The organism is Paenisporosarcina sp. NPDC076907 (assembly GCF_050269735.1).
Classification (GTDB): domain Bacteria; phylum Bacillota; class Bacilli; order Bacillales_A; family Planococcaceae; genus Paenisporosarcina.
In genome coordinates, this window is sequence record NZ_JBNNIX010000003.1 from 151052 (window position 1) to 163324 (window position 12273).

The window sequence follows — 12273 nt, forward strand, 5'->3', positions numbered from 1 at the left end:
ATATTGTACGCTCATTTCAAAAAAATACAAGTGGAAATTCAGGGGAATTTTACTGAAAGTGTTGCTGTATCTCACTTAAGTTAACCTTAACGTGAGATGACATCAGCAAAACGATATAAAAAAACATCAAAAAAACCACCTCACAAGAGATGGTTCGTTCTTAATTATATGATTTCCCCTTATACACCCATGCGGAAGCAAAAAAGAATATCCCGGACGCCACCATTAATGGAGAATGTTCATCCCATATCGCGTAAAATCCAGTCACCAAGGACAAAACCGAAATGATGCCGGCAAACATTCTAGTTTGCAGTCGGTATCGTTCCATTTTGGATTCTGCATCCCGAATTTGCATATATTCGCGCATTCTTGTCGGTTCATCCAGGAAAGTAAGTACTTTTTGCGGGAAATCACGCAATGGTCCGATAGCATTTAATGCAAAACGAACAGCATCCTCTTTCGAAAATGATTTGTCCCCATCTTTTTGGGTCGTCGCCCATTCAAGAACACGTGGACGGGCAATTGCCAGTAAATCCACTTTTGGATTCAGAACATGAAGAACTCCTATAAACGTCGAAACTGCCCGCCCGAAAAAGGCAAATTCCGCAGGTAGTTGAACGGGTTGCGTACGCACAATTCCTTTTAAATCATCCAGTAATCGGTCTACCACAAAACTGTCCATTTGCGTCAATTCTTCTGATTCATACGCTGCAACCACTCTGGCAATTGCATCTGCCAGTAAACGGCGATCTGCCTGAGGCAACAAGAATCTCAACTCTTCGAGACCATCCAATACCCGATCATATTGTTTGAGCAGAACTCCTTCGACAACTTTCAAAACAGAACGGGCTTCCTCTCTGCTAATAGAACCGACCATTCCGAAATCAATCAACACAATCGTGCCATCAGGTTTAATCAAGATATTCCCACCGTGTGGATCCGCATGGAATTGTCCACCGTCCAGCACTTGTTCTAAAAACAAACGAAACAATCGTTCTGATAGATCGTGCCGGTTTATCCCATTCGCATCAATAAATGCAAGGTCAGTGATACGGGCACCTTCAATCCATTCCATCACAAGAACACGACGTGTAGAAAATTCATCATAATACACAGGAAAACGGACACCTGGCATCGTTGCGAAACGGTCCGCAAAGCTGCGACCATTGCGCAGTTCCTGTAAAAAATTAAGCTCTGCTCCAATCGTATTAACCATCTCGCTATACAACAAATTGAAATTGATTTGTTTGCCAAAAGCCGTGAAACGTTTGGCCAGCCAAATCACAATTTTCATGGCCCGAAAATCGGCACGTAAAATGCGTTCGATATCCGGCCGTTGGATTTTTACCGCAACAGGCGTACCGTCTTTCAGTTTACCTTTATATACTTCGCCGATTGATGCAGAAGCAACGGGTTTATCCGATAGATTCATGACCGTATCCGTATGAACTGCATTCCATTCCTGTTCCAAAAGTTCAATAGCTCTTGCTCTCGGAACAGCAGGTACACGGTCGGTCAACCCTTCCAGCTCTGCAATAAATGAAGGCGGCATGATGTCCGCACGTGTTGATAAAAACTGTCCCATTTTAATCATTAATCCGCCAAGTTTGAGGGCTGTTCTTTTATATTCTTTCGCTTGCCTCGTGACAAGCCGCTCCCATTTTTCATTGACAGCCGGTGTAAAACGACCTTTATAGCGGCGCTGAAAAAGCGTTACTTGTGTAAAAAACTTTACGGACATCCAGACAATGCGATAAATCCGGTAAATTGCTAAACGTTCCATTTCAAGCGCCTCCTTTGCCTATCATTATAGAGAGTGATGGCGACAACGTCCAAAAAGTGATATGTTTTGAAGGGGAAAAACTTTCAAAATTGTGAACATTATAAGGGGGAATTACGATGGAAACTATTCGTTACGAACAAAACGGCAATTTAGCGATCATCACACTTAATCGTCCGGACTCTATGAACGCCTTTAATTATGATATGTTGAGAGAACTTGGGCAGGTTGCAGAAGCCATTCGCATCAACCCGGACATTCGTCTTGTTGTTTTTACAGGTTCAGGTGAAAAAGCATTTAGCGTAGGTGCAGATTTAAAAGAACGCAAAACTTTGACAGAACAACAAGTAAAACGCAATATCTACAAAATCGGTGAAGTGTTCTCAGCCATCGAAAACTTGCCACAACCTACGATTGCCATGATCAATGGTCACTCTTTTGGCGGAGGGATGGAACTTGCTCTTGCATGCGATTTCCGAATTGCATCCGATGATATTCTACTTGGTTTGACTGAAACGAGCTTAGCGATTATACCAGGAGCTGGTGGCACCCAGCGTTTGCCTCGTTTGATCGGAGAAGCTAAGGCCCTTGAATTAATCCTGACTGCCCGTCGCTTAACCGCTGATGAAGCACTGGCTTACGGTGTTTTAACAAAAGTAGTGTCCCGTGGAAGTTTGCTTGAGGAAACAGGGAAATTCGCCAATTTGATTTTAGCGAACGGTCCAATCGCCGTACAACAAGCGAAATTTGCCATCAAACACGGCATGAACGCTGATTTACATACTGGCCTGAACATTGAACGCAAAGCGTACGAAATAACAATTCCGACTGAAGACCGTGTCGAAGCATTGATTGCTTTTGGAGAGAAAAGGAAACCAGTCTTTAAAGGTAAATGACAAAAAACAGCTACTCCAGAGATTTTATTCTTTGGAGTAGCTATTTTTATACTTGAAATTCATGTCTTCTTTTTCGAAGTCGTTAAAAAGATTCATAGAAAAAATTCATAAAAAAGCATCTTGAATAATAATTCATGGTGCTTTTTTGTTATTGCTTCGAATTCATTTTGCTACACCATAATTTTTTTACTACTGTTAGCTGTTTCACTACTGAGAATCAAAAAAAATATTGACAAAAAAAATTGTCAAGGCATAAACTAATTCAAACAACCATAAACTTTCCTTAAGGAAACTTTATTGAGGGGGATAAAAAAAGATGGCTGAAACCAATTTTTCTAGACGCGATATTCTAAAGTTAGGTTCTGCAGGAGTTATTGGGATAGCAGGAAGTTATTTTTTAAATACACTTACGGGTCTAACACCTGCGGTACAGGCGGCAACACATGCTGGTAATAAACACAACAACATGAACCATGGTAATAATATGACCGATACATCAAAGAGCGAAGGCTATAAAATGGCTGAAAAAGCTCTTACAGAGTTTGATTATGGAAAGGTAAGTGTTTTGCCGAATGGGCAAACGTTACGAGTTTATGAAGTTGAGGCAATCGATAAAGAAATCGAAATTGCAAAAGGAATTAAGTTTCCTGGTTGGACTTATAACGGAACGATCCCTGGACCGACTTTTCGTTGTACAGAGGGTGATCTTCTACGTTTCCACTTTATAAATAAAGGCAGTCATCCTCATTCGATTCATTTTCATGGTATTCATCCTCCAGAGATGGATGGATTGGAGCCCATTTATCCCGGACAGACATTCACGTATGAATTTGAAGCAAAACCTTATGGATTACAGATTTACCACTGTCATGTCTTACCGTTAGCCAGACATATTCATAAAGGTTTGTACGGTAATTTTATTATCGATCCTAAAAAGCCAAGAGAACCAGCTTTAGAATTGAACATGGTCATGAATGGATTTGATTTGGATTTAGACGGTGAAAACGAATTTTATACAGTGAATGGATACGCGAATGCATTTATGAACCATCCTATTAAAATTAAAAAAGATCAACTTATCCGAATTTACCTAAGTAATTTAACTGAATTCGACTTACTAAATTCTTTCCACTTACATGCTAATTACTTTACGTATTATCCAACTGGACGAAACGATAATCCTTCACAATTTACAGATACAATTATGCAATGTCAGGGTGAGCGTGGGATTTTGGAAGTGCGTTTTCCGTATACAGGAAAGTATATGTTTCATGCTCATGTTAGTGAGTTCGCTGAGTTAGGCTGGATGGGATTTTTCGAAGTAGAGTGAAGGAGGGTTAATAGATGAAAGTTAAATGGATTATTTCGGGGTTAATTCCCCTATTGCTGCTAGTGGCAGTAGTTGCTTGGGTGATGATAAATGGTGCTGGTATTGAAAAAGATCCAGCCGCCCCAATCGAAGTACTAAATATTGAGCGAATTAACACGACATACAGTGGGTTTGAATTATCAATCAGTAATACAGGACCAGAGCCCCTCACAATCTCTCAAGTAATAGTAAATGATTCAATCTGGAATTTTAGTGTCTCTCCATCAGAAACATTTAAACGATTTGAGGAAGGAAAAATCACAATTAATTACCCTTGGGTGCAAGGCGATCCACATGTAATCAAGATAATTACTGAAAATGGAATTATTACAGAAGGTGAAATTGCAGCTGCGACACTCACTCCAGAAAGAAGTTGGAGCAATTTTATTAATTACGGGTTTATTGGGTTTTATGTAGGAATTGTCCCCATTACATTAGGTTTATTGTGGTATCCATTCATGAAACGTTTCTCACGAAAATGGATTAACGCCATTCTTGCTCTTACCGTTGGGTTACTTCTCTTCTTATTTATTGGTACATTGGCAGATGGCATCGAAATTGGTGCTGAAGCGCCTGCAGTCTTGCAAGGTACTATGGTGGTAATGCTAGGTGCGGTTCTTACTTTCTTATTATTAATTGGATTTGACCAGTATCAACAGAAAAAACAAACATTGAAAGCTTCTTCTCCTTTTAATATCGCTTTATTAATGGCTGTCGGAATCGGACTCCATAACTTTGGGGAAGGTCTGGCTATCGGTACTTCGTTTTCTCTTGGCGAAGCTGCACTAGGAACATTTTTAGTCATTGGCTTTACGCTTCATAATATTACTGAAGGTATCGGCATAGCAGCTCCATTGTTGAAGATTAAACCTAGGATACGAGACTTTGTATTACTAGGATTAATAGCAGGAGCTCCAGCAATCATTGGAACTTGGTTTGGTGGATTTATTTTTTCCCCAATTCTCGGAGCATTGTTCTTAGGGATTGGCGCAGGTGCCATTTTACAAGTAATTTATGTCATAACTAAAATGTTAATAAACGATCATAAAAAACATTTGGAACCAACTGTATCTTGGTTGAACTTCAGTGGTTTTACTATAGGTCTATTAATCATGTATCTTACAGCCTTTTTTGTTAAATATTAAATAGTAGCGAGATGAGGAAATTGCGAAGTAACGTTCATAAATCAAGGAGTAACTTTGGCCTTTGGCTAGATAAACAAGAGGATTTAACTATTAGTGCATTAGAAAAAGCTTCCGATATCAGTTACGTAACAATTTCTAAACTTTGCAAAGATCAAAATTACCTCCCTAGACTTTCAACAATTGCTAAAGTAAATAAGGGATTAAAAACACTTGGAAAAGATATTGATTTGAAAGATTTTTTTGCAAAAGAATTTTACTAGATACATGTTTTTAATATGAAAGGTGGAGGATATCATGATTCAAAATATAGGAATACCAGGATTAGTATTGGTATTAATCATTGCTCTAGTTATTTTCGGACCTTCTAAATTGCCTGAAATAGGTAAAGCATTCGGATCAACAATAAGAGAGTTTAAAAATTCAACTAAAGATTTATTATCAGACGATACAAGTTTAGGGAAAACCCAGGAATCAGAAAATAAAGAACTGAAATAAGGCAGTGTAATTTTAGACATACACCTTTTTTTCATGGGGGTTATTGAATGAAAGGTCAAAATATGAAAGTCGTTCAACACTTAGAAGAATTACGTAGAGCCATCATTATCACATTAGGATTTTTTCTATTATTCTTTTTCTTGGCATTCATTTTCGTGGGAGATATTTATCACCTTCTCGTCAAAGATTTGCCATTTAAATTAGCCTTACTAGGACCAAGTGATATATTGATGGTGTATTTACTCCTTGCCAGTGTTGCCGCTTTCGCAGTTACCATGCCTGTAGCTGCATATCAAGTTTGGCGATACGTTAGCCCTGGTTTGACTTTAAAAGAGCGTAAAGTGACTATTGCATATGTACCAGCTTTATTTATATTATTTATTGTTGGCATTAGTTTTGGTTATTTCATTCTGTTTCCTTTGGTACTGAATTTTATGATGTCATTATCAAATGATATGTTCATTACTTTTTTCACAACAGAAAAATATTTTCGTTTTTTGATTAACATGACATTACCCTTTGGATTTTTGTTTGAACTTCCGGTTGTGATTATGTTTTTAACGAGCTTAGGAATAATTAATCCATACCTTCTACAGAAAATCAGGAAATATGCGTACTTCATATTAATTATTACATCAGTTTTAATAACACCACCTGATTTTTTGTCAGATATTCTTGTGATTATTCCCTTATTACTTTTATATGAGAGCAGTATCACGCTTTCAAAACTTGTTTATAAACGCCAGTAAAAAATAAATTATACTAATTGACTTTTAATCAAAAAACTTCAAAAAATGCACAAAGCCAATTTAAGGCTTTGTGCATTTCTAATTTTAACTAATAATCTACACTTCGAGTTCCGTGTGTTCAAGAATTGATTTTTCAATTTGTATGGTCGTGTGTTCAATTTTATATTTTTCTTTTACAAGATTAATCGCCTGTTGCAAAACGATTTGTTCATCCCTGTCATCTTCGATTAACATGTGACAGGTTAACGAATCCAGCCCTGATGTAATTGTCCATATATGAAGATCATGAACATTTTTGACACCATCAATATTTTCTAATACTTGTCCAATCTCTTTAATATTCATCATTGGAGGTGAGCCCTCCATTAATATGTGAATACTTTGTTTGAGCACTCCCCAAGCACTTTTTAAAATTAATAAAGCAACAAGAACGGATATGATTGGATCCGCAATGTACCAATCAAATAAATACATGCATACCCCTGCAAGCAGTGCACCTACTGAGCCAAGGGCGTCACCAATAATATGCAAATAGGCACTCTTTAAATTGATGTTATCTTTCACATCGGCAGTTTTGATTAAGAACCAAGCGCTTAACGCATTTGCAGACAAGCCAATGAAGGCAATAATCATCATTGTTCCACTTGCAACAGTCGGCGGATCATTAAATCGTTGGATTGCTTCATAGACAATAAAGCCTGAAATCAAAAATAACGTAAAGCCGTTGAACAATGCAGCCAATATTTCAAACCTGTAATACCCAAAAGTTTTTTGAGATGAAGGCTTTCTACTCGCAAACCATAGTGCGATTAAACTTAACGCAAGAGAACTTGCATCTGAAAGCATATGACCACTATCTGACAGTAGCGCTAAGCTATTTGTCACCAAACCCCCGAAGAATTCCAATAACATAATACTTGTGGTAATGATTAATGCAATGATTAATCCTTTTCTATTGCCTTCTCTTTTTTCATTAAAATGACTGTGCCCATGATCATTCTTATGTCCCATCGAATTTACCCCACCCATTTTAATTTGATACTATCTTTAGTTATCCTCATTCTCTCTAAACAATACAGAAATAAATCGTTTAAATTTTGGCATCCTAAACGCTATAACCTTTCTAATCATTTAAATAAGTCATCAGAAACTCTGCATCGGATCCAACCCCTTGAAGAAGTGCAGAACCTCTTTTGCTTTGCCAGGGCAATCCTATAAAATACACTCCCTTAACAGGACTGACTCCTCTTTGATGGATGACTTCATTTTTTTCGTTTACAACTCCATTTATTTGAACCCATGAATAGTCAGATTTAAATCCGGTGGACCAGATAATATTTTGTACAGGTAACGTAGAAGTATCGTCAAACATGACTACATTATCCTTACATTCAATGACTCTCGGTTTCATTACAATCCTGTTCTGTTTCAACGCAATTTTCAAATTCTGACCAAAAATCAGATCTCCTTTTTTCCGTATAAATTTACCTAGCTTTGAATGAGAAGCCGCATTCAATATCCCCAATTTATCGAACCAATAAAAGATGCTTTTCCCCATGACCATTAGTGGCATATAATCAGGTTTTTTACTGACCGCTAAATACGTCTTCTTTGATTCAGATAATTCCACAGCAATCTGTGCCCCACTGTTTCCACCACCAACCACCAGAACATTGCCTTCCTGTAATTGATTTTGGTTACGAAACTCTGAAGAATGCAATTGTATAACGTGGTGATCCATTGATTTGGAAATGAGAGGAACAAATTTTTTATGGAAAGGTCCTGTTGCAATGACCATATTTTTAGTTTGAAAAACACCATTATCTGTCGTTACCGTAAAAGAATGATCGTCATTTTGGACAACCACTTGAACTTCTGTATTAAATTGAACTGGGAATTGAAAGGCTTGGGCATAACGAGATAAGTAGCTGCTGACCTCATCTTTTGAAGGTAAGCTATGTAAATCTCCTTCCATCGGCATTCCTGGAAGCGAGTTATATAATCGTGGTGTGAAAAGAACTAAGGAGTCATATCTGCTAGACCAGCTCTCACCTATAGATAATCCTTTATCCAGAACGAGAAAATCCTTCTTGTCTTTCATTAAAAAATAACTCATGGCTAATCCAGCCTGCCCCGCACCAACGACAATTGTATGAAACATGCGTACCCACTCCTCTTAAGAGTTTTCATGTTGAAGATATATAAGTAACCACTATTAAAATATAAAATTGTGGTTTCCATCTGTCTAGTAACAAATGGAAATTCAACACTGAGAACCTACTATGAACCAGATGCTTCTAAAGGCATGTCCCATAAAAAATACTCTTTTAGAAAAACTTCCGTTTCCACCACAACCGTATCTTTGTCTTTCCGAAAAAATAGAGCCGTGCCTTCATGCGTTTCATAAGACCATCCCAGATCACTCATAACTTTCTTCACAAGTTCCATTGAGACATCTTCCTCGTATTCAGAAACATAGCGTTTCACATATTCCGTTTCCTCGAACTTTACATACTCACGTCCAGTGAAATCCAGAACGGCTGCAGCCATACCAAGTCGGAGCGTCCCATCATTAGCAGTCAATATATGACCATAACGAATTCCAAAAAGTGTGCAAAGGATTACGAACAATAAACAAATAAGCAAAGTGAATTTTTTCATTGCAACATCCTTTCCGTTTTATAGAATATGTTTTGGAAGAGGACAAATAGTATCCGATACTGTAAAGAAAAGTCACTGCTTTTTATTATAGACTCTTATAAAAATCAGAAGAACTCTGCTCCCTTTCTGCTCATGAACAGGCAGAACTGTTAAATTGCTCCGCCAAGCGAACGCTTGGCGGGTTTTTTGATGGGAAAGCTGACATTTCGTTGGACGATTTCAGAGTTTTGTTGGACAAAATGAAGGTTTCGTTGGACGAATCACGAGTTTCGTTGGAATCGCTAGAGGAAGAACTGCTGAATGGCCCGCCAGCGAACGCTTGGCGGTTTTTTTGATAGGAGAGGTGACATTTCGTTGGACGATTTCAGAGTTTCGTTGGACAAAATGAAGGTTTCGTTGGACGAATCCCGTATTTCGTTGGAATCACAAGAGGAAGAACTGTTGAATGGCCCGCCAGCTATCGCTTCGCGGTTTTTTTGACGGGAGAGCTGACATTTCGTTGGACGAATCCCGTATTTCGTTGGAATCACGAGAGGAAGAGGCAAGCCAGCAACATCGTTTAACAAAAATAAACGAAAAAAGCCACTCCATATAAAATAATGAAGTGGCTGAAATCTACGGATATTATTAAGCTAATCCTTGCTCTAAATCTTCAAGTAAATCTTCTACGTCTTCGATACCAACCGAAATACGCACAAGGCCATCTAGTATGCCGAGTTCCTGGCGGCGGTCTGCTGGAATGGAAGCGTGGGTCATTCTTGCCGGTACGGAGATTAAGCTTTCTACCGCTCCAAGACTTTCTGCAAGTGTGAAGTATTTCAATTTCTTGAGTAACTGATCGGCTTTTTCAGTACTGCCAACATCAAAAGAAATCATGCCGCCAAAACCAGTAGCCTGATTTTTCATAATGTCGTGACCAGCATGTGATTCCAATCCTGGATAGAACACTTTTCCTACAGCTTCATGTGCAACTAGGAAATCCGCTATACGCTTCGCATTTGAATTCGTTTCTTCCATGCGGATTCCAAGTGTCTTCAAGCCACGAATTAATAACCATGAATCTTGTGGCCCTAAAATCGCACCTACTGAATTTTGAACAAAGTGTAGGTCTTTCGCTAACTCTTCTGTTGCAACAACTACCAACCCAGCAACTACATCACTATGGCCACCGATATATTTCGTAGCACTGTGCAATACGATATCCGCGCCAAGTGCTAGCGGTTGCTGAAGGTACGGAGTCATGAATGTGTTATCAACAATCGTCAGCAAGCCTTTAGCTTTTGCTAATTTAGCGATTTCCGAAATATCCGTGATTTTCAATAACGGATTGGTAGGAGATTCAATAAAGACTGCTTTTGTATTTTCTTTAATTGCCGCTTCAAATTCAGCAGCGTTTGAAGAATCAACAAACGTAGATTCAATTCCAAAACGGTTCAATACTTTTGTCATGACACGGTATGTACCACCGTATACATCATCCGTCATCACAATATGATCACCTGCATTGAAAAGCATCATGACTGAACTGATTGCAGCCATTCCTGACCCGAAAGCGAAGCCTGCATGACCACCTTCAAGATCACTGATTAATACTTCAAGTGCATGGCGAGTCGGATTCCCTGTGCGTGAATATTCATATCCACGAAAATCACCTACGGCATCCTGTTTATATGTGCTTACTTGATAAATAGGTGTTGAAACGGCACCTGTCGTCTCGTCCCCTACAATTCCAGCGTGAATTAATTTTGTTTTTGGTCTCACTCTGCTTCATCCTCCTTCAGTAATTCATAAACTTTTTGACTTAAATAGCGTTCGCTTGAATCCGCAAAAATAGTCACGATATGGCTGCCTGGTTTAGCAACTTTCGCTTCTTCCAACGCAGCATAAAATGCCGCTCCTGACGAACTTCCTACGAGAAGTCCTTCTTTTTTAGATAATAGTCTCAGTTTCGCAAAAGCATTCTTATCCGTAACCGTATGGATTGCATTAAAGTAATCTTTGTCCATGTAGCCAGGTAAGAATTCCATTCCAATGCCTTCTGTATAATGCGAACCGGGTTCTCCACCATTTAAAATAGAGCCTTCAGGTTCCACAATCACTGTTTTAATCTCTGCATTTTGTCCCTTTAAATACTTCGCTGTACCCATGAACGTACCACCAGAACCTGCACCTGCGACAAAGACGTCTATTTGGCCGTCTAAATCACGCCAAAGTTCTGGACCCAATGTATGGACATACGTTTCAGGATTAGCTGGATTTGAAAATTGAGAAGGCGAAAAAGCACCTGGAGTTTCTTTGACAAGCTCCGCCGCTTTTTCAATGGCCCCTTTCATTCCAAGTTCCGTAGGTGTATTAATAATTTCTGCACCTAATGCTCGCATCAGTGTTTGTTTTTCCATGCTGAACTTTTGTGGCACCACAAATTTAACATTATACCCTTTTCCTATTGCAGCAAGAGCAACTCCGATTCCTGTGTTGCCGGCTGTCGGTTCGATAATCGTACCACCTGGCATCAGTTTACCTGATTGTTCCGCGTCTTTTAGTAAAGAAACGCCTAACCGATCTTTTACGCTACCGCCTGGATTCATGAATTCTAGCTTGGCAAATATTCGGCAATTATTAGGAATCTCAATATTTTTGATTTCCACAACGGGCGTATTACCGATTAGTTCATGTACGCTGCCGTAAACATTCATTATGCTTCCTCCGCAAATACGTTACGCCACTCATCTTTCTTCGATAGCATCTTGCGAGCGATTTCTTTCGCACCTTCTAGACTGTGATTTGCAGCCCAACCACATTGCACTTCATTACATGCAGGAACTTCCGTAGCTTGAAGGACATCTTCTAGCGTTTTTTCAAGAATCGTTAAGATTTCCTCATAATTATCATGGTTGATTACCGCTAGATAAAATCCAGTCTGGCATCCCATTGGACTCATATCGACCACTTGATCCGTATGGTTGCGAATATTCTCAGCCATTAAATGCTCGATGGAATGTAAACCTGGCATTTCCATATGTTCTTTATTTGGTTGAGTAAAACGAATATCATATTTCAAGATTTCGTCGCCATTCGCTCCCATTTTACGACCAGCAAGACGTACATAAGGTGCCACTACTTTTGTATGATCTAAGTTAAAGCTTTCAACATTCATTTTTTTCATCAAAAACACTCC

The 12273-nt window shown here is 38.8% G+C and carries 13 protein-coding genes; 6 read left to right on the forward strand and 7 right to left on the reverse strand.

Features of this window, described 5'->3' with window-relative positions; genetic code table 11:
• Positions 1 to 160 precede the first annotated feature (160 nt).
• Positions 161 to 1783, reverse strand: coding sequence for an ABC1 kinase family protein (locus ACQKEV_RS12310; protein ID WP_427446482.1), 1623 nt, complete (start codon positions 1781 to 1783; stop codon positions 161 to 163).
• Positions 1784 to 1899: 116 nt separating this feature from the next.
• Between ACQKEV_RS12310 and ACQKEV_RS12315 the strand changes: the two genes are divergently transcribed.
• The 6 genes from ACQKEV_RS12315 (at position 1900) to tatC (ending at position 6434) form a co-directional block, all read left to right on the forward strand.
• Positions 1900 to 2676 (forward strand): enoyl-CoA hydratase-related protein, encoded by a 777-nt coding sequence (locus tag ACQKEV_RS12315; RefSeq protein ID WP_427446484.1) that lies wholly within the window; start codon positions 1900 to 1902, stop codon positions 2674 to 2676.
• A gap of 316 nt (positions 2677 to 2992) precedes the next feature.
• On the forward strand, positions 2993 to 4006 hold the full coding sequence (locus ACQKEV_RS12320; protein ID WP_427446486.1) for a multicopper oxidase domain-containing protein: 1014 nt from the start codon (positions 2993 to 2995) through the stop codon (positions 4004 to 4006).
• Positions 4007 to 4020: 14 nt separating this feature from the next.
• Positions 4021 to 5190 carry a ZIP family metal transporter gene (locus ACQKEV_RS12325; RefSeq protein WP_427446488.1) on the forward strand — a complete coding sequence of 390 codons (1170 nt, stop codon included), beginning with the start codon at positions 4021 to 4023 and terminating at the stop codon, positions 5188 to 5190.
• 20 nt (positions 5191 to 5210) lie between these two features.
• A complete protein-coding gene (locus tag ACQKEV_RS12330; RefSeq protein ID WP_427457903.1) occupies positions 5211 to 5450 on the forward strand; it encodes a transcriptional regulator in 240 nt (79 codons plus the stop codon).
• Between the two features lie 34 nt (positions 5451 to 5484).
• On the forward strand, positions 5485 to 5685 hold the full coding sequence (locus tag ACQKEV_RS12335) for a twin-arginine translocase TatA/TatE family subunit (RefSeq protein WP_427446492.1): 201 nt from the start codon (positions 5485 to 5487) through the stop codon (positions 5683 to 5685).
• A 47-nt stretch (positions 5686 to 5732) separates the two neighbouring features.
• The gene (gene tatC / locus ACQKEV_RS12340) at positions 5733 to 6434 is read left to right on the forward strand and encodes a twin-arginine translocase subunit TatC (RefSeq protein ID WP_427446494.1); all 702 of its coding nucleotides are present in this window, start codon (positions 5733 to 5735) and stop codon (positions 6432 to 6434) included.
• Between the two features lie 96 nt (positions 6435 to 6530).
• Here the strand turns inward: tatC and ACQKEV_RS12345 are convergent, their stop codons facing one another.
• The 6 genes from ACQKEV_RS12345 to ACQKEV_RS12370 all read right to left on the reverse strand — a co-directional run bounded on the left by ACQKEV_RS12345 (position 6531) and on the right by ACQKEV_RS12370 (position 12261).
• Positions 6531 to 7445: a cation diffusion facilitator family transporter gene (locus ACQKEV_RS12345; protein WP_427446496.1), complete on the reverse strand. Its 915-nt coding sequence runs from the start codon at positions 7443 to 7445 to the stop codon at positions 6531 to 6533.
• Positions 7446 to 7557: 112 nt separating this feature from the next.
• Entirely contained in the window at positions 7558 to 8595 is a 1038-nt protein-coding gene (locus tag ACQKEV_RS12350; protein WP_427446498.1) for a flavin-containing monooxygenase, read from the reverse strand.
• Between the two features lie 119 nt (positions 8596 to 8714).
• Positions 8715 to 9095, reverse strand: coding sequence for a hypothetical protein (locus tag ACQKEV_RS12355; RefSeq protein ID WP_427446500.1), 381 nt, complete (start codon positions 9093 to 9095; stop codon positions 8715 to 8717).
• A gap of 627 nt (positions 9096 to 9722) precedes the next feature.
• Positions 9723 to 10856, reverse strand: coding sequence for a bifunctional cystathionine gamma-lyase/homocysteine desulfhydrase (locus tag ACQKEV_RS12360; RefSeq protein ID WP_427446502.1), 1134 nt, complete (start codon positions 10854 to 10856; stop codon positions 9723 to 9725).
• Positions 10853 to 11791, reverse strand: coding sequence for a PLP-dependent cysteine synthase family protein (locus tag ACQKEV_RS12365; protein WP_427446504.1), 939 nt, complete (start codon positions 11789 to 11791; stop codon positions 10853 to 10855). Before ACQKEV_RS12365 ends, ACQKEV_RS12360 begins: the two co-directional genes overlap by 4 nt.
• Positions 11791 to 12261 carry an S-ribosylhomocysteine lyase gene (locus ACQKEV_RS12370; protein ID WP_427446506.1) on the reverse strand — a complete coding sequence of 157 codons (471 nt, stop codon included), beginning with the start codon at positions 12259 to 12261 and terminating at the stop codon, positions 11791 to 11793. The genes ACQKEV_RS12365 and ACQKEV_RS12370 overlap by 1 nt, the downstream gene beginning before the upstream one ends.
• Positions 12262 to 12273 lie beyond the last annotated feature (12 nt).